Origin of the sequence: Micromonospora sp. WMMD730, from assembly GCF_049178955.1 — a bacterium.
GTDB lineage: Bacteria > Actinomycetota > Actinomycetes > Mycobacteriales > Micromonosporaceae > Micromonospora > Micromonospora wenchangensis.
On sequence record NZ_JBMHML010000002.1, the window covers coordinates 3,412,608 to 3,430,415 of the forward strand.

Sequence of the window (17,808 nt, forward strand, 5' to 3'; positions counted from 1 at the left end):
CGTCGGCCCGGCGGTCGGGACTACGCTTTCGGTGACTGCCACTTAGCACGGTTGCGGATTGCAGATGTGGTCTAGGGGTTCAAATCCTCTGGTAGTCGCCAACAAAGCGGCGGGGCGGGCCTTCGGGCCCGCCCCGTTCGTCACCTGTGTCCCGGGCCCGCACCACCGGCGGGCCGGGTCGGCTGTCGCGCACCCCGGGACCCGGTCGCCGTGAGCACAGCCACGTTTATGAACGGTGACGCGACAGTTAAATTCGTACGGGGTTCGCCGCACATACGAGAATCGGCGGGACAAACCACGCCTGCCTGACAATTGTTTCGTCACGCCGGGTCACCTACCACGCATAGCCGACTGAGCTGCCAAAACGGCCGTTCACCGGCCGTCAGATCGCGCAGCGCGACCAGGCTATTGACCATGCGCGATGGGTCGCATATTGTTCGCGGTGCAAGTTCCACCGGACGCGATAAACACCGCCACAATCAGAAGCAGCCGTCGGCAATCGACGCAGCCTTTCCGCTGCCCGCCGTGTCGGGTCAACCGCGCACGCATTCCACCCGACCAGCAAGGAATCCCCGTGGAAATGCTCACCCCTTCCGGGCGCACCCTGGCCCTTTTCGACGGAATAGGTGGTCACCAGGGAAATCTGCTCCCCACCCTCGGGGCGTTGCACGCGCAGCCGGAGAACGCGCTCTTCTTCGACCGCATGTTCCGGACCCTCGACGACCTGCGGGAGCATCTCGGCCCCGTACCCGAGCCGGTCGTCCCCACCGGGAGCCGACTGCGCCGGTGGTTGACCGACCCCGCCACCGCGCCGCCGACCGGCACCGACGACTCGGTCGTCGCCGGCATCTGCGTCCACCTGATCCAGCTGTGCGACCTGCAACCCCGGCGGGCCGTCCCGGACACCGTCACCGCCGCCATCGGGCACAGCATCGGGCTCCAGGCGGCCATCGTCGCCGGCCTGCGGCCGAAGCGCACGGACGCCTTCCTCGCCCTGGCCGAGACCTCAATCAGGCTGGTCGCGCTGAGCCTCGTCCGCGGGCACCAGGCCACCGCCGACCGTCCCGTCCCCATCGAGCTGACCGGGCGGTACGCCACCGGCGGCGGCCAGCGCCAGCGCCCCGGCCCGATGGCGCTGGTCGACGGCCCCTCCCGGGCGGATCTCGCCGCCCTGGTCGACTGCTACCGGCGGGACACCCGACGGTCGGTCACGGTCGGCCTGGTCAACACCCCCACCACCGGCGTGCTCAGCGGGCACACCGAGGACCTGCTGCACTTCTACGCCCACCACGAGGCGATGTTCCGCGGCGGCGCGACGACCTGGACGTTCCTCACCAACACCCTGCCGTTCCACAGCCCGCACCTGGCCGCCGCCGCCGACGAGGTACGCCGGGACCGGACCTTCGTCGGCCCCCTGCCCGCCGCCGGTGAGCTGCGGATACCGGTCTACGCGGCGGACGCCCCCCGGACCCTGCCGCCCGACGCCGACCTGCTCGACGAGTTCGTCGAGCAGGTGCTGGTCCGCCCGGTCGACTGGGCGACCGCCAGCGTCCACGCCGTCACCGACGCCGGCATCACCACCGTGCTGGACTGCGGCCCCGGCCCCGCCGCCCGCCGGTTCACCCGGGAGTGCCTCGGCGGCCGGACGCTGCGCTTCGAGTCGATCCGACGAGCCTCCCGGCGACCGTGAAAGGACACCACGTGCACTGTCTACTCTTCCCGGGCCAGGGGGTGCAGCGCCGCGGCATGGGCGCCGACCTGTTCGGCCTGTTCCCCGAGGCCACCGCCAGGGCCGACGAGATCCTCGGCTGGTCCATCGAGGAGCTGTGCACCCGGGACCCGCACCGACGCCTGCGCGACACCCGCTACGCCCAGCCCGCGGTGTTCTTCGTCAACGCCCTGCTGGCACAGCAGGTGATCGCCGAACGCCCCGGGCACTACCGGTACTTCGCCGGCCACAGCCTCGGTGAGTACAACGCGCTGGTCGCCGCCGGGGTGCTCGACCTCGACGTCGCCCTGCGGCTGGTCGACCGGCGGGCCGAGCTGATGTCCCAGGTCACCGGCGGGGGCATGTCGGCGGTGCAGGGCCTGCCGGTGTCGTTCGTCAGGCGGGCGTTGACCGAGACCGGCCTGCCCCGGGTGTTCGTGGCGAACCTCAACGCCGACACCCAGAGCACGATCGCCGGGGACCGCGCCGAACTGGCCGTCGCGGCCAAGGCGATCGGCGCGCTGCCCGGGGCCCGGGTCGTCCCGCTCAACGTCAGCGGCCCCTTCCACACCCCGCTGATGGCGGCGGCGGAGCAGCGGTTCCGGGCCGTCCTGGACGGCTGCGACTTCGCCCCCGGGCACACCCCCGTGGTCTCCGGCGTGACCGGGGACGTCTTCGACACCGACCGCGCCGCCGAACTGCTCGCCCGGCAACTGTCCACCCCGGTGGAGTGGGTCCGGGCGGTCACCACCCTGCGCGCGGCCGGGGTCACCGGGTTCGACGAGGTCAACGGCAAGACCCTCAGCGCATTTCTCACCCGCATCGCGGAGAGGTGATTCACCGTATGGACACGGATATCGCGGTCGTCGGCCTGTCGGTCGAGGTTCCCGGGGCCGACGACCTCGACACCTTCTGGCAGATCATCAGTTCCGGGGCGAGCCTCACCCGACCATTTCCCACGAACCGTCAGGAAAAGCTCGCCGAATACATCAGGTATCTCCGGGCGACGAGCATCGAACCGGTGAACGAGCCCGACGTCGAATACCACAACGGCTGTTTCCTCGACGAGGTCGACACCTTCGACCACACCGTTTTCGGAATGAATCCCCGGCAGGCCACGCTGACCGACCCGCACCACCGGATGGTCATGCGCGCCATGTTCCTCGCCTTCGAGGACGCCGGTTACGGTTTCGACCGGCTCCGGGGCAGCCGTACGGGGGTGTTCGTCGGTTTCGCGGTCAACCCCGGCTCGACCTATCTGGACTACATCTGCCGCGTCGACCCGAACAACGGCCAGCAGGCCATCACCGGCAACATCCCGGCGATGCTGGCCAACCGGCTGTCGCACCTGCTGGACCTGCGCGGCCCGAGCCTGGTGGTGGACACCGCCTGCTCGGCCACCCTGGTCGCGGTGCACCAGGCCAAGAACGCGCTGCTCGCCGGGGACTGCGAGATGGCGGTGGTCGGCGGCGCCCGGATCGTCTTCTCCCCCGTCAAGCACCCGCACTCCAACATCGGTATCGAGTCCTCCGACGGGGTCACCCGCACCTTCGACGAGGCCGCCGACGGCACCGGCTTCGGTGAGGGGTCGGGTGCGGTCGTGCTCAAGCGGATGTCGCAGGCGGTCGCGGACGGCGACCGGATCTACGCCGTGATCAAGGGCAGCGCGGTCAACCACGACGGCAACACCGAGGGCATCACCAATCCCGACTCCGACTCGCAGGCCGACCTGCTGGACGCCGCCTGGCGCAACGCGGGCGTGCACCCCCGGACCCTCGGCTACCTGGAGGCCCACGGCACCGCCACCCGGGTCGGTGACCCGATCGAGCACGAGGGGATGAAACGCGCCTTCGCCCGGTACACCACCGACCGGGGGTTCTGCGCGGTCGGCACCGTCAAGGCCAACGTGGGGCACCTGTTCGAGGGCTCCGGCGTGATCGGCCTGATCAAGGCCATCGCGGTGCTGCGCAACCGGATGATCCCACCGCAGGCCAACTTCAAGAACCCCAACCCGAAGCTCGACTTCGCCGCCGGGCCGCTGTACGTCTCCACCAGCCTGCGACCGTGGGAGTCCCCCGACGACGGCCCACGGCGCTGCGGGGTCAGCGCCTTCGGCCTCGGCGGCACCAACGCCCACGTGGTGCTGGAGGAGCACGTCGCGGCGGCACCGGCGACCCCCGCCGGCCCGGGGCCGTTCCTGTTCACCCTCAGCGCGGCCACCCTGAAGTCCCTGGTCCGCCTCGGTGAGCGGTACGTGCGGTTCATCGACGCCGCCGGCCTCGACGGGGTCGACATCGCCGACGTCTGCCACACCAGCCAGGTCTCCCGCAGCGGGCACCGGCACCGGGCGGCCTTCGTCGTCCACGACGTGGCCGACCTGCGCCGGCAACTGGTCGCCTCACTGGCCGACGGGGCGTCGCCGCCGCCGGACGGCCCGTTGGGCGACGAGGCCCGCCGCTACCTGGCCGGCGCGCCGGTGGACTGGCGGCGGCTCTCCGACGGCCGCCGCCGGATCGTCCGCCTTCCCGGGTACGCCTTCGACACCACCCCCGCGTGGGTGCAGTTCCCCGACACCTGGCGGGCGCAGCTGTCGCTGGGCACCGTCGACGAGGACCACCCGGTCACCCACGACGTGGTGTTCGCCCCTGCCGCCGACCCGACGCCGGCCGCACCCGGGGCGCGGGTGCTGGCCCTGGTCGACCCGGACACCGACGCCGGACGGCTGCTCGCCGCCACCGACCTGGACGACCTGCGGGTGCTGCGGCTCGGCGAGCCGGTACGCCCCGGCGGCGCGCCCTTCGACGCCCGGTCGGCGGACTCCTTCGCCGAGATCGCCCAGCTGGTCGAGGACGACGGCATCACCCACCTGGTGCACGCGCTCGGCTTCGACGCCGTCCCCGCCGCCGACCTCGCCGGGCTCGACCTGCGGACCGGCAAGAACCTGCACAGCCTGTTCCACCTGACCAAGGCGTTGATGGCGGCCGGCGTCAAGCTGGAACTGACGGTGCTCACCCGACGCGCGGTCTGCGCCCACGACGCGGAACCCGACGTGGTGGTCGAGAACGGCGCGCTGGTCGGCTTCGGCAAGGTCATCGGCCGGGAGTACCCGTACCTCGGGGTCACCCACCTCGACGTCGACCCGGACGTGTCGCCCGACGCGGTCCGGGCGGAGATCCTCTCCCCCGAACGCGGGGTGTTCCTGTGGCGCGACGGCCGACGCCTGCACGAGGTCTTCGTCGAGGTGCCGCAGGTCGACACCGACGGCCCGCAGAGCTACCTGCGGCCGGGCGGCACCTATCTGGTCACGGGCGGCACCGGAGCGCTCGGCCTGGCCGTCGCCCACGCGTTCGCCACCCGGCAGCCCGACCTGACCCTGGTGCTGCTCAGCCGGTCCGGCCTGCCGCCGCGCGCGCAGTGGCCGGACCTGCTGGCCGCGCCGGCCGGCGACGCCCGCGCCGGGCGGGTACGCGCGGTGCGGGAGTTGGAGGAACTCGGCGCGCGGGTGCGGGTGGTGGCCGCCGACGCCGGTGACCCGGAGGCGCTGGCCGCCGCGGTGGCCGACGTCCGGGGCGAGTACGGCCGCATCGACGGCATCGTGCACGCCGCCGGCCTGCCCGGTGGCAGCACCGTGATGTTCCGGGAACTGGCCGACTTCGACGCGGTGGTCCGGGCGAAGCTGCACGCCGCGTTCCTGCTCGACCAGCTCACCCGGGCCGACCGGCCAGACTTCGTCGTGCACTTCTCGTCGGTGGCGTCGGTGTTCCCCGCCCCCGGCCAGGCCGACTACGCGGCGGCCAACTACTACCTGGACAACGTGGCCCGCAGCCGGGCCGGCGGGTCGACCCACGTGATCGCGCTGGACTGGGTCGCGTGGAAGGAGATCGGCATGGCCGTCGACCACGGCACCAGCGGAGACACCATGTTCCGGGCCCTGCCCACCCGGGTCGCGCTGGACGTCCTCGACGCGGGCCTGCGCTCCGGCCGGTCCCGGCTGTTCGCCGGGGAGCTGCACTACCGGGGGGAGCTGATCCACCTGCTGCGCTCCTACGACGTGCGGCTCTCCGCCGAGATCGACGCGAAGGTCGACAAGGAGATGCAGGCGTTGGAGCAGCGGCTGCGGCAGGCCGCCGACAGGATCCGGGCCACCGTCGACGCGGTCGACGTCGAGCTGGAGGGCCGGCCGGAGGGCGGGTACACCGACGTCGAACGGTCCGTGGCGCAGTGCCTCGCCCTCGCCTTCGGCTATCCGACGCTCGACGTGGAGGCGGACTTCTTCGACCTGGGCGGCGACTCCATCATGGCCGCCTCGGTGGCCAACTCCATCGCCGTGCGGCACGGCGTGCAGTACGACGTCGCGGACCTGCTCGCCGACCGGACCGTCGCCGAGATCGCCTACCACGTCGAGGACCTGGTCGCGTTCGCCGACGCCGCCGCCTGACGACACCGATCGGAGGGTGGCATGTCGGACATGACTACGGGGCCGGCGCTGCGGCGCATCGTCGGCTTCGCCCTGCCGCTGACCGCGGCGAACCTGCTGCAACAGGGTTACCTGCTGGTCGACAGCGTCGTCGTCGGCCGTTACGTCGGGGTCGAGGGGCTGGCCGTGGTGGGTGCCTGCGGGCCCCTGTTCTATCTGCTCAACGCCATGTTCATCGGGCTGGGCACGGCGTTCACCATCCGGTTGGCCCACCTGACCGGCGGCCAGCAGGTCGACCGTCGCCGCGACGTGGTCGCCGCCCTCACCCTCCTCACGGTCGTCTGGGCCGCCGGCTGTGTCGTCCTGGCGACGCTGCTGGTCGAGCCGGCGCTGGCGGTGATGGGCATCGACGGGCGGCTCGCCGCCGACTCGGCCCGGTTCTTCGGCACCCTGGCGCTCGGCTTTCCCGGGATCTTCGGCAGCGCCGCGGTCAGCGCCTACTTCCGTGGGCTGGGTGACTCCCGCTCGGCGATGTGGGTGCAGGGCGTCGGCAGCATCGCCAACGTCGTCCTGGTGCTGCTCTTCGTCGCCGTCCTGGACGGGGGTGTGGTCGGCGCGGCGTTGGCCACCGCGGTGGCCAGCACGGTGGCCCTGGTGGTCGGGCTGGTCTGGGCGGCGCGCACCCACCCGGTGCGGCGCGGCGGGCCGCGGCCGGCGATCCGCCGGGAACTCGTCGACGCCGCCCGGCTGGGTCTGCCCCTGGCCAGCCAGCACATCGTGCTCGCCCTCGGGATCATGGTGCTGGTCGGGATCATCCAGTCCTACGGGGAGGTGGTCCTCGCCGCGTTCACGATCGTCTCCCGGATCGAGTTGTTCACCGGCATCCTGTTCCTCGACTTCTCCGGGGCGGTGACCGCCTTCGCCGCCCAGAACCTCGGCGCGGGCGACCTGGCCCGGGCCCGCGCGGGGCTGCTGCGCACGCTGCGGTTGACGGCCGTGCTGTCGGTGCTGGTCGCCGGGGTGGTGCTGGTCGCCCGCGCTCCGTTGGCCGCGCTGTTCACCGACGATCCGGCCACCCGGGAGCTGACCGGACGCTACCTGACGATCATCTATCCCTTCCTGCTCCTCTACACCGCCATGGTGGTCATCCACGGGTACCTCAACGGTGCCGGCCGGACGACCGCGCCGCTGATCTGCACGCTCATCGCCTTCGTCGCCGTGCAGATCCCCTTCGCCTGGCTGCTGAACGGGCCGTTCGGCATCGACGCCGTGATGTGGGCGGTGGTGGCCAGCTGGACCGCCGGGCTGACCTACAGCGTGTTCTGCCTGCGGCGGGTGCTGTTCGTCCGGCCCGCGCCGGCGGCGGTGCCCGCCGCGACCTGATGCCCCGTCCATCCCCGCCCCGTGAGGACCACCAGTGATCAACCACCGCACCGTCGAGGTGACGTTCCACGCGGGCCGCAGCCGGACCGCCCACCTGACCTGGGGCCAGCAGGGCACCTGGGACGTCCTGCGCCGGTGGCTGCCGGAGATGAAGCCGTTCTTCGTGCTGACCCGGTGGCTGGACGTACCCCTGCTGCTCGAGGTCGACGACGTGCTGGCGCAGCTGTCCCACCTGCTGCAGCGGCACGAGTCGCTGCGCACGCTCTTCCCGGCGGGGGTCGACGGCCAGGGCAGCCAGCACGTCCTCGGCGAGGGCGTCGTCACCGTCGAGGTCGTCGACCGGCCCGACGGTGACCCGGTCAGCTTCGCCGACATCGTCACCGACTGTCTGGGCCGGGCCGGTGGCCGTCCGTTCGCCCACGACACCGAGCTGCCGATCCGGTTCGCCGTCGCCACCCACGAGGGCATCCCCGTGCTGCTGATGTTCGCCGTGTCCCACCTGGCGGCGGACCACCTCGGCGCGGACCTCCTGGCCGCCGAGCTGGCCGCGTTGCTGCGGGCCAGGACCGACGGCGACGCCCCACCGCCGGCCCGACCGGCGGTGCAGCCGGTCGACCTGGCCGTCTTCGAACGCTCCCCGGACGGGCAACGCCTCAACGTCGACGCGCTGGCACACCTGCGTCAGCAGCTCCGCCGGCTCCCGGCCGACCCGCTGCCCGAGCGGGTCACCCCGGTCACCCCCCGGTATTGGCGCGGGGAACTCGCCTCGGACGCCGCCGCCGTGGCCCTGCGGCTGGCCGCCCGACGACTGCGCACCACCACGTCGGTCACCCTGCTGGCCGTCGTCAACGCGCTGGTGCGCACGGTCTGTGCCACGCCGGTCTACCCGCTGGACATCATGCAGAGCAACCGGGTGGAACCGGAGCTGCGGTACACCGTGACCAGCCTCAACCAGGCCGTCCGTACCGCCATGGAGGTGTCCGGCGACACCGTCGGTGACCTGGTCGGGCACGCCCGTGCCGCGATGGGGGCGGCGATGCGGCACGCCCGCCACGACGGCCGCGCCGCCGCCCAGGTGGCCCGCGCCGCCGCCGACGCCGCCGGACGGCCCCTCCCGGTCGGCGGCCAGTTCAACGACCGGTGGTCGCTGCAACCGCGACCCGCCGGCCCGGCGCCGGACCCGCAGGCGTTGGCCGGGCTGGCCGCGACGACCACCTTCGAGTGGCCGCAGCGGGCCGCCGCCGAGGCGATGCCGTTGTACGCCGACGCGGGCGGCACCGCCGAGCGGATCCACCTGTCGCTGATGGCCGACACCGCGCTGCTCGCCCCCGCCGACATCCGGGGCTTCCTGTACGCCGTGGAGCAGGTCGCCATGGAGCTGGCCCGGGACGACGTCAGCCTGCGCCGGGTGACGGAGATCTTCGAGGGTCACCGGCTCTGTGCGGTCCCCGGAAACGCGGACACCCCGTGACCGGGCGGTAGGTGCCCGGTCACGGTCGGGTCAGTGCACGACGACGACCGCCGAGGGCGGTTCCAGGTCGGCGAGCCGGGACGGGCGGACCACGAGGAACAGCACCGCCAGCGCGGCCACCATGCCCCCGGCGACCACCAGCGCCATCGCCACCGCGCCGTTGCCCAGCACCCCCACCATCGGCGCGGCCACCGCGCCGACGCCGAACTGCACCGCGCCGAGCAGGGCCGAGGCGGTGCCGGCGGCCTCACCGTGGCGGGACAGCGCCAGCGCCGGGGCGTTCGGCATCGCCAGGCCGGCCGCCGCCAGCACCACCCACAGCGCCACCAGCAGGGCGGGTAGCCCACCGAACCCGGTCACGGCGAAGGCCAGCAGGGCCAGCCCGGCCAGGGTGCCGACGCTCAACGAGGTGACCAGGATGCGCTGCGGGGAGTGGCGGCGCAGCAACCGGACGTTGTACTGGGCCGCCCCGATCAGGCCCACCGCGCCCGCCCCGAACGCCAGCCCGAACTGCTGCTCGTCGAGCCCGTACCGTTCCTGCAGGACGAACGACGAGCCGGCGACGTACGCGAACAGTGCCGCCATGGCCAGCCCGGCGACCACGACGAGCCCCACGAAGGTCCGGTCGCGCAGCAGCGCGCCGTACAGGCGCGCGGTCGACCACACACCGCCGGGCTGGCGACGCTCGGCGGGCAGGGTCTCGGGCAGGCCGATCACGGCGACCACGACGAGCAGCACCCCGAAGACGGCCAGGGTCACGAAGACCCCCCGCCAGTCCGTCCAGCGCAGCACCCCGCCGCCGAGGGTCGGGGCGAGGACGGGGGCGGCACCCATCACCAGCAGCAGCCGGGACAGCAGGGTGGCGAAGGCGGTGCCGTTGAACAGGTCCCGCAGCACCGCCATCGCGACCACCGTGGCGGCGGCGACGCCGAGGCCCTGCACCACCCGCAGCGCGCCGAGGACGGCGATGTGCTGGGCGACGACGCAGAGTGCCGACGCCACGACGTGCAGGGCGAGGCCGGCGATGAGTGGGCCACGGCGGCCGACGGCGTCGGAGAGCGGCCCGATCAGCAGTTGGCCGAGGGCCAGCCCGGCGAGCGTGCCGGTGAGGGTCAACTGGACCGCCGCCGAGGTGGTCATGAGGTCGGCGGCGATGGCGGGCAGCGCCGGCAGGTACATGTCGATGGTCAGCGGGCCGATGGCGATCAGCGAGCCGAGGACGAGGACGAGCCGGACCCGCTGCCGGCGGGTCATCAGTTCTCCGGGCGTCGGTGCGACCTTCGTCAGCCGGTCGGGGGCGAGATCGGTCATCGGGGAAGCTCCGCCCGGTCGTGGTGCGGCCGGGCGCGAGGCGGTACGACAGTCACACCTGGCTTCAAATCCGGACCTGCTGTTCTGATTCCCGCTCCACCGAGAGGTAACGCGGGTCACAGCCGCTGGTCACGGATCAGGCCGGGTCCACGCGCCCCAGCCGCCAGTACCCCATGAAGGCGACGGCGCGGCGGTCCACGCCCCGCTCGGCGACGAGGTGCCGGCGCAGCGCGCGGATGACACCGGCCTCGCCGGCGAGCCAGGCGTAGACGGGCACGGGCGCGGTCGGGGTCGGCACCTCCCACAGCGGGGCCACGTCGACGTCGACGTCGACGACCGCCCCGGCGGGCGTCGTCCCGGTGCCCGACAGCAGCCGTTGCGCCGCCGCTGCCACGGCGGGGAGCAGCCTGCTGCCGTGGCCGCCGCCGGCGCGGGCCAGCCAGCTCACGGTGACGCCGGGTGGGGCGGACACCGGCAGGACGTCGGCCGGGTCCGGCACCTCGAGCAGCACCTTGCCCCGGGCGTCGAGGGGCAGGCGTTCCAGGATGGCGCTGATCGCGGGCACGGCGGTCTCGTCACCGGCCAGCAGCAGCCGGCCGGCGGGCGGCGGGCGGAACTCGATGCCGCCGTGCTCGCCGTCGTAGCCGGCGTCGGGTCCGAGCAGCCCGGCCTCGTCGCCGGGGCGGACCCGCAGTGCCCACCGGCCCGCCGGGCCGTGGTCGCCGTGCAGCACCAGGTCCACGTCCACCTCGGACAGGTGCTGCCGGACCGCCCGGACGGTGTACGTGCGGATCGGGCAGCGCTCCTGTTCGGGCAGGGCGCGCCAGTGGGTGTACCAGTCGTCGCCGCCGGGCAGGTGGACGCCGGGTCGGCCGGGCACCGGCAGCACCAGCTTGATCCGCTGGTCGTACCCGTTGTCGGCGAACCGGTCGAGGTCCGGGCCGGTGAAGGTGACCCGCAGGAACGACGGGCTGAGCCGACGCGCGGTGCGTACCTGGACGTCGAACAGCCGCCAGGGCGCGACGGGCAGGGTCCCGGTGCCGGTCAGGTGGTGCCGCTCCCCCGCCGGGCGAACTCGATCACTAAGCACGTAGGTGAGGCTAACCTAACCAACAACGTGAATGGCGACGTGGGTCACCCCTCCCCCGTTCGGGGCGCGTCGCCCCCTGCCCGCGCAGCCCCGAGCCTGGTCAACGCTCCCGGGCGGCGCGGTCGAGGAAGAGCAGCCGGGCCCGCTTCTCCGGCAGGTCGATCTCCGGACCGGGCACGAAGCCGGCCCGGACCAGCCGGTCGATGGCGCGGGCGTTGCGGGCGTCCGGTTCGGCGACGATCCGCAGCCGGGTCGGGTCGGCCAGCACGAACGCGAGGAACACGTCGAGGAGCACGCCGGTGAAGCCGGGCTGCGGGCCGTCGTCCGGCGGGCCGATCAGCAGGTGGATGCCGAAGTCGCCGGGGCGTACGTCGTAGCACCGCCCGACCGGGTCGGCCGCCGGCTCGTAGGTCTGGAAGAGCGCCACCGGCCGGCCGTTCCGGTGGGCCAGGTAGGCGTGGTGGGTGGTCAGCGAGTCGAGGTACGCGTAGATCTCGCGGACCCGCTCCCGGCTGGCCCCGCGCATGCCCCAGAACCGGGACCGCTCCCGGGTCACCCAGTCGTGGATCACCGCGACGTCCCGGTCGGGATCCACCGGCCGGAGGGACACCTCCCCGAATCCGTCGACGCGGCACGAGGTGGAGGTCGGCGCAGTGGTCATGGCACTCCTTCCGGGCGACCGGCCCGACGGGCCCGTCACTTTTCGCTGTCGGAACGACACCCTCGGCGACGATTCCGTCAGACCCCATCACAACTTCGGAAAGTATGCAAACGACCACCCGGGGCAATGTTCCGCCGGCGACGCCCCGCGACGGCGGCGACACCGGAACGGCGACACCGGAAAACCGCACCCGGCCACCGGCGATCGGCGACCGCATCCCGGGCCGCCGGCCTGTGACACGTCAGGCACCCCCTGGTATTGACTCGCGTATTTCGTTCTGATAGCCGACCCGGGCCGGAGCGCAAAGGCGGCGATTCGCTCGGAGCGCCGAGGATCACTAATCGTGGAACAGGGGGTGACACATTGCCGTTCGTCGTTGAATAATTGCCGCTGTCGAGTGCCGGTCCCGTGCGCGCCGGCGTTTAGGAGAAGGGACAGTCGTGAAACGTGACCAGTCACCGGTGCTGCCGGGCGACGGCTCCACGGACTACGCCCGTTACATGCGCACCGACGAGCTGCTCGCCCTGCAACGCCGCCCGGCGGAGATGCTCCACCGTGACGAGCTGCTCTTCCAGGTGGTGCACCAGTCCGCCGAGCTGTGGCTGAAGCTGGCCGAGGCCGAGCTGAGCGCCGCCGTCGGGCGGACCGGGGCCGCCGACCCGACCGCCGCGGCGGCGCTGCTGGCCCGCGCGACGCTCGCGGTACGACTGGTCACCGACCAGCTGGAGATGTTCCGGCACCTGTCGCCTGTCGACTTCCAGACGATGCAACCCGCGCTGGGCAACGGTTCCGGTGCCGAGTCGCCCGGCTGGCGGCGGGCCGCGACGGTCAGCAGGCGGCTCGGCCGGGTCTTCGCCGAGCACCTCGCCACCCGGGGCGGCAGGCTCGACGCGCTGGCACCGACCGACCCGACCCGGCGGCTCGCCGAGGCGATGATCGCCTGGGACGAGCAGGTCCACCAGTGGCGGGTACGCCACTACGAGGTCGCCCTGCGGGTCGGCGGGCACGCCCCCGGCGGCACCCCGGGCAGCGCGGCGAACGTGCTCGCCAAGCTCCTCGAACACCGGTTCTTTCCCGAGCTGCGCCCGTCCCGGCCGGGCGCCGACGTCCCGGTGGCGGCGCATTCGGGCACCGCAGAGGCATGACGAGCCGCGCCACTCGAAAAATCGTCGGCGCTCCCTGTGACAGATACCCCCACGAGGTGCGGTTCGTGCGTGAGCTGACGAGCTGGTCGTCCGGTACGGCCGATCCCGAGCAATTTCCCTACCAGGCAGTGGTCACCGAATTTCATCGTGTCGGTAAACACTTCGTCAAAAAGGAGCTCCTCGTCCAGCTGGACGCCGCGCGCGCCCGGGTGAACGCGCGGACCACCCCCGCCCGCGAGTTGTCCGCCTTCCTCGACGTGGCGCTCGACAAGTGGGACGGCCGGTACGACTACCGCAGCTACCTGGCCCTGCCCCTGCTCCCCCTGTCCACCGTCGCCCCGGAGACCGGACCGGGCGGGCGGGTGGCCGACGAGGTCGACCGACCGGGGCCCGGCGGTGGGCGCTGGGAACGTGACCGGCTCCTGGTCGACCTCGTCGCCGACGCCCTGGCCTTCGAGCTGGCCGCCTCGACCGACGCCATCGACCTGCTCCCCGAACAGCGGCCCGGACCGGCGATGGCGGCCAAGCGGTGCCGGCTCGGGGTCCGCGCCGTCGCGTCGGCCCTCACCCGGCTCGGCCTGGCCGGGGCGGTCACCGAGCGGGACCCGGTCGCGGCGGCGGTGACGCTGCACCGGCTCGCCGTCACCGGCCGCGCCCCCGCCCGGGAACGCGCCCTGGCGTTGAGCATGCTGCCGGTCTACGTCTCCCACGACGAGTACCTGTTCATCCGGGTCCTCCAGGCCTACGAGTGCGTCTTCGCCGGGGTCGCCGAGGAGCTGCGGGGCACCATCGCCGCGTTGGACACGGGCCGGCCCCGCCCGGCCGCCGGCCGGCTGGCGTACGCCCGGGAGCTGATCAGCGGTGCCGGGACGCTGTTCTCCCTGCTGGCCACCATGCAACCGGCGGCGTTCCGGACGTTCCGCGAGTACACCGAGGGGGCCAGCGCCATCCAGTCCCGCTCCTACAAGCTCATGGAGTCGCTGTGCCGTACGCCGGAGCCGGAGCGGTTGGACTCCACCGCGTACCGGTCGGTGCCGGAGGTACGCGAGGTGGTGCGGGCCGGCCAGCCGTCGATCGACCGGGCCTACCGCGCCGCGGTCCGGGCCGGCTCGCTGCGGGGGCCCGACCTCGACCTGGTACGGCAGCAGATGGCGGCCTTCGCCGAGGCGGTACTGACCTGGCGACGCACCCACCACCGGCTGGCGGTCCGGATGCTCGGTGCGCGCTCCGGCACCGGCTACACCGAGGGCACCCCCTACCTGGCGGCCGTCCGCGCCGTCCCGGTCTTCACCACCGTGTCCACCGACAACCGTCCACCCCGGACCGATCCGATCGGAGGCTGCGAGTGAGCGCACCCGCGATCCACCCGGCGCGTTGCCTGGACGCCGCCGCACACGCCACCCTGCGCGCCGAGTTCCCGCTGCTGGAGACCTGCGTCTACCTGGGCAACAACTCCACCGGCGCGGCACCCCGGGCCGTCGAACGGGTGCTCGCCGACCACTGGGCGACCCTGCGCGACTGGCGCGACGAGGTGTGGCAGGGCTGGCACGTCGGCCTCGACCGGTACGCCGACTCGGTCGCCGCGCTGCTCGGCGCACCACCGGGCAGCGTGGTCACCGACGCCAACCTGAGCACCCTGCTGGCCCGGGTGCTGTCCTGCTTCGACTACCGCCCGCCGCGCGACCGGATCGTCACCACCGACCTGGAGTACCCGACGGTGCCGTTCATCGGCACCGCGTTCCGCCGCTACGGCGCGCGGCTCGACGTGGTCGGCACCGGCGGCCCCCGGTTCGACGAGGACGCCCTCGAAGCCCGCATCGACGAGCGGACGCTGCTGGTCTGCGTACCCCATGCGAGTTTCTCCTCCGGGGCCACCATCGACCTGGCCCGGCTGGTCGCCCGCGCCCACGCCGTCGGCGCCCTGGTGGTGGTGGACGCCTTCCAGACCGTCGGGGCGGTCCCGCTGGACGTGACGGCGCTCGGCGTCGACATCGTCCTCGGCGGCGCGCACAAGTGGCTGTGCGGGGCCGGCACCGCCTTCCTCTACGTCCGCCCCGACCTGGCCGAGCGGCTGGAACCGGCGGCGACCGGCTGGCAGGCCGGCGACCGGGCCTTGACCTTCCGGGTGTCGACCGGGTGGGCGGCGGGGGCGCAACGCTTCGCCGGCGGCACGCCGTACCCGTTGACCTCGCTGATCTCCCAGGTCGGCCTGGACCTGCTCGCGGGCGTCGGGATCGGAGCGATCCGGGCGCACTCGCTGGCGCTGACCCAGCGGGTCCTGGACCGGGCGGCGGCGGCCGGCCTCACCGTGGTCAGCCCCACCGACCCGGACCGCCGGGGCGGGGTGGTCTGCCTGGACGTCCCCGACGGGGAGGAGGTCAAGCGGCGGCTCGCCGCGCGGAACATGATCTGCACCTGGCGGGGCTGGCTGCGGGTCGGACCGCACGTCTACAACACCCTCGACGAGGTCGACGCGTTCATGGACGCGCTGAGCGAGGAGCTGGACCGGTGAGCGTCACCCTGTCCCCCCGGGCGCTGATGAGCCTGCTCGTCAACGGTCCCAAGGCCGTCGACGTGCTGGAGACCGCGCTGGCCCTCGGCCTGCTCGACGCGCTGGAACCCGGCCCGGTACGCCTGGACGCGCTGGCCGACCGGTTCGGGGTGCGCCCGCTGCGGCTCTACAAGTTCCTCGACTGCCTGGAGAGCCTCGGCTGCGTCACCCGGCACGAATCCGGCGACGACATCGCCGGGGCCAGCTACCGGGCGGTGCCGGGGCTGCGCGACGCCGTGCTGGCGGTGGTCGGCCCGGACGCGATCGAACGGGACCGGGACCGCTACCCGTGGCGGCTGCTGCACGGCCGGCTCGCCGAGAGCCTGCGCGGTGAGGTCGGCATGAGCGACGACGACTTCGCCTGGCCGCCGAAGACCGACGCGCAGACCGCCGACTTCGAACGCAGCATGGCCGCCGGGCTCGGCCCGGTGATCGAGACGGTGCGCCGGCACGCCGACCGGCTCTGGGCGGACCGGCGACGCCTGCTGGACGTCGGCGGTGGTGACGGCACCCTCGCCGCGCACGTCCTCGACACCGCCCCCGCCCTGCGGGCCGACGTGTTCAACCTGCCGCCGGTGGCACCCCTGGTCGAGGCCACCCGGGCCGACCGGGGGCACCCCGACCGGCTGGGCTTCGTCGGCGGCGACTTCCTGGCCGGGCCGCTGCCGACGGGCTACGACGCCATGGCGTTCGTCCGGGTGCTGCACGACTGGCCCAACGACGTCGCCCGCCGCCTGGTCGAGCAGGCGTACGCCGCGCTGGAACCGGGCGGGCTGCTGCTGATCGCCGAGGAGTTCCGCACCCCGGACCGGCTGGCCGTGCAGTTCTTCTGGAGCTACTTCCTGATCGGTGTGGACAGCTGCGTCAGCCGGCTGCGGGAGGTCGAGTTCTACACCGGGCTGCTCACCGAGGTCGGGTTCACCCGGGTGGCGGTGCTGCCCGGCGGGTGGGAACTGGTCACCGCGTACAAGCCGGGGTGATCCACCGGTCGACGCCGGGGCCGGCGGACGCCTGAGGTCCGCCGGCCCCGGCCGGGCCGGTCAGGGGCGGCGGGCCAGCACCGCGCCGTTCGCGCCGGGAGCCTCGAACGGCACCGTGCGCACGTCGACGAAGCCGGCGTCGGTCAGCCACCGCCGGTACTCCGCGCCGGAGTAGTTCTTGCCGCCCTCGGTCTCGACGAGCATGTTCATGCCCATCAGGGCGGCCTCCGGCGGGCCGGTGCGCTCGTCGTTGAGCAGCAGCTCACTGACGACGACCACCCCGCCGGGGGGCAGCGCAGCGTGGCAGCGGGCCAGCAGCGCCCGGTTGGTCGGCTCGTCCCAGTCGTGCAGGATCATGCTGAGCAGGATCACATCGTGCCCGTCGGGCAGGGCCGGGTCGGCGAGGAAGTCACCGGCGACCGTGCCGATCCGGTCGCTCAGGCCCGCCTCCGCGATCCGCTCCCCGGCCCGCACGCACACGTGCGGCAGGTCCAGGATCGTCGCCCGCAGGTGCGGCAGACGCAGGCAGAACTCGATCGGGAACGCCCCCGCGCCGCCGCCGACGTCGAGCAGTCGGCGGTGCGCGCCGAAGTCGTACGCGTCGGCCAGCGCGCGGGCGGTGAACCGGGAGGTGGCGAACATGGCGTCCCAGAACTGGGCCACCAGCTCCGGGTCGGTGGTGTCGAACAGGGAGTCCTGCTGCTGCGGATCCCAGGTGAGTGGCCGGTTGCCGCGCAGTGCCTCGCCCACCCGGTGCCAGGGCAGGTAGGTGCGCAGGTCGGAGTAGCGCACCTGGGCACCGAAGTAGTAGGGCCGCCCCTCGACCAGGAACTGCTCGGCCAGCGCGGAGTTGCGGTAGCCGTCACCGGCCTTGTCCAGCAGCCCCAGCGACGCGCTGGCCGACAGCAGCAGGTCGGCGGGGCGTTCGTCGAGCCCGAACTCGGCGGCGGCCTCGGCAACGGTGACGGTCCGCCCGCCGGCCAGCCTGGTGAACAGGCCGAACTCGACCCCGACGGCGAGGGTCTTGAAACCCCAGACGCCGGCGACGAGGTGCATGAGAGGAGTGGGAGTGATCATGGGAACATAAGATC

General features: G+C 73.0%; 13 protein-coding genes. 9 read left to right on the top strand and 4 right to left on the bottom strand.

Going from position 1 to position 17,808, the window contains the following annotated elements:
• Window positions 1–580: 580 nt before the first annotated feature.
• The 5 genes from ACN265_RS14900 to ACN265_RS14920 are packed head-to-tail and all read left to right on the top strand — an operon-like array spanning window position 581 to window position 8,979.
• Complete coding sequence (locus ACN265_RS14900; protein ID WP_421408187.1) at window positions 581–1,690, top strand: hypothetical protein; 1,110 nt, start codon at window positions 581–583, stop codon at window positions 1,688–1,690.
• Window positions 1,691–1,701: 11 nt separating this feature from the next.
• Window positions 1,702–2,544 carry an ACP S-malonyltransferase gene (locus ACN265_RS14905; RefSeq protein WP_421408190.1) on the top strand — a complete coding sequence of 281 codons (843 nt, stop codon included), beginning with the start codon at window positions 1,702–1,704 and terminating at the stop codon, window positions 2,542–2,544.
• Between the two features lie 8 nt (window positions 2,545–2,552).
• Window positions 2,553–6,146, top strand: coding sequence for an SDR family NAD(P)-dependent oxidoreductase (locus tag ACN265_RS14910; RefSeq protein WP_421408192.1), 3,594 nt, complete (start codon window positions 2,553–2,555; stop codon window positions 6,144–6,146).
• A gap of 30 nt (window positions 6,147–6,176) precedes the next feature.
• Complete coding sequence (locus ACN265_RS14915) at window positions 6,177–7,508, top strand: MATE family efflux transporter (protein ID WP_421408195.1); 1,332 nt, start codon at window positions 6,177–6,179, stop codon at window positions 7,506–7,508.
• Window positions 7,509–7,542: 34 nt separating this feature from the next.
• Window positions 7,543–8,979: a condensation domain-containing protein gene (locus tag ACN265_RS14920; RefSeq protein WP_204924349.1), complete on the top strand. Its 1,437-nt coding sequence runs from the start codon at window positions 7,543–7,545 to the stop codon at window positions 8,977–8,979.
• Window positions 8,980–9,009: 30 nt separating this feature from the next.
• On the opposite strand, the gene ACN265_RS14925 is transcribed toward ACN265_RS14920, so the two are convergent.
• The 3 genes from ACN265_RS14925 to ACN265_RS14935 form a co-directional block, all read right to left on the bottom strand.
• A complete protein-coding gene (locus ACN265_RS14925) occupies window positions 9,010–10,233 on the bottom strand; it encodes a multidrug effflux MFS transporter (protein ID WP_204924640.1) in 1,224 nt (407 codons plus the stop codon).
• 193 nt (window positions 10,234–10,426) lie between these two features.
• Window positions 10,427–11,338 carry a siderophore-interacting protein gene (locus ACN265_RS14930; RefSeq protein ID WP_421411496.1) on the bottom strand — a complete coding sequence of 304 codons (912 nt, stop codon included), beginning with the start codon at window positions 11,336–11,338 and terminating at the stop codon, window positions 10,427–10,429.
• A 142-nt stretch (window positions 11,339–11,480) separates the two neighbouring features.
• Window positions 11,481–12,041, bottom strand: a complete 561-nt coding sequence (locus ACN265_RS14935; protein WP_421408198.1) for a GNAT family N-acetyltransferase — start codon at window positions 12,039–12,041, stop codon at window positions 11,481–11,483.
• Window positions 12,042–12,481: 440 nt separating this feature from the next.
• Here ACN265_RS14935 and ACN265_RS14940 point away from each other — a divergent pair, with 440 nt between their 5' ends.
• From ACN265_RS14940 to ACN265_RS14955, 4 genes are read left to right on the top strand one after another with little or no spacing between them, the layout of a single operon-like run.
• Window positions 12,482–13,186 carry a tryptophan 2,3-dioxygenase family protein gene (locus ACN265_RS14940; RefSeq protein WP_420118675.1) on the top strand — a complete coding sequence of 235 codons (705 nt, stop codon included), beginning with the start codon at window positions 12,482–12,484 and terminating at the stop codon, window positions 13,184–13,186.
• Window positions 13,187–13,242: 56 nt separating this feature from the next.
• Complete coding sequence (locus ACN265_RS14945) at window positions 13,243–14,535, top strand: tryptophan 2,3-dioxygenase family protein (protein ID WP_421408202.1); 1,293 nt, start codon at window positions 13,243–13,245, stop codon at window positions 14,533–14,535.
• The gene (locus ACN265_RS14950; protein ID WP_421408205.1) at window positions 14,532–15,698 is read left to right on the top strand and encodes an aminotransferase class V-fold PLP-dependent enzyme; all 1,167 of its coding nucleotides are present in this window, start codon (window positions 14,532–14,534) and stop codon (window positions 15,696–15,698) included. The genes ACN265_RS14945 and ACN265_RS14950 overlap by 4 nt, the downstream gene beginning before the upstream one ends.
• Window positions 15,695–16,717: a methyltransferase gene (locus ACN265_RS14955; RefSeq protein ID WP_421408207.1), complete on the top strand. Its 1,023-nt coding sequence runs from the start codon at window positions 15,695–15,697 to the stop codon at window positions 16,715–16,717. Before ACN265_RS14950 ends, ACN265_RS14955 begins: the two co-directional genes overlap by 4 nt.
• 60 nt (window positions 16,718–16,777) lie before the next feature.
• Here ACN265_RS14955 and ACN265_RS14960 read toward each other — a convergent pair whose 3' ends face one another.
• Entirely contained in the window at window positions 16,778–17,794 is a 1,017-nt protein-coding gene (locus ACN265_RS14960) for a methyltransferase (RefSeq protein ID WP_421408210.1), read from the bottom strand.
• Between the last annotated feature and the right edge of the window lie 14 nt (window positions 17,795–17,808).

Excerpts from the sequence above, each read along its gene's own strand:
- ACN265_RS14935 (WP_421408198.1), bottom strand. The coding sequence starts at position 12,041 with ATGACCACTGCGCCGACCTCCACCTCGTGCCGCGTCGACGGATTCGGG.
- ACN265_RS14900 (WP_421408187.1), top strand. The coding sequence starts at position 581 with ATGCTCACCCCTTCCGGGCGCACCCTGGCCCTTTTCGACGGAATAGGT.
- ACN265_RS14960 (WP_421408210.1), bottom strand. The coding sequence starts at position 17,794 with ATGATCACTCCCACTCCTCTCATGCACCTCGTCGCCGGCGTCTGGGGT.
- ACN265_RS14925 (WP_204924640.1), bottom strand. The coding sequence starts at position 10,233 with ATGACCCGCCGGCAGCGGGTCCGGCTCGTCCTCGTCCTCGGCTCGCTG.
- ACN265_RS14915 (WP_421408195.1), top strand. The coding sequence starts at position 6,177 with ATGACTACGGGGCCGGCGCTGCGGCGCATCGTCGGCTTCGCCCTGCCG.
- ACN265_RS14910 (WP_421408192.1), top strand. The coding sequence starts at position 2,553 with ATGGACACGGATATCGCGGTCGTCGGCCTGTCGGTCGAGGTTCCCGGG.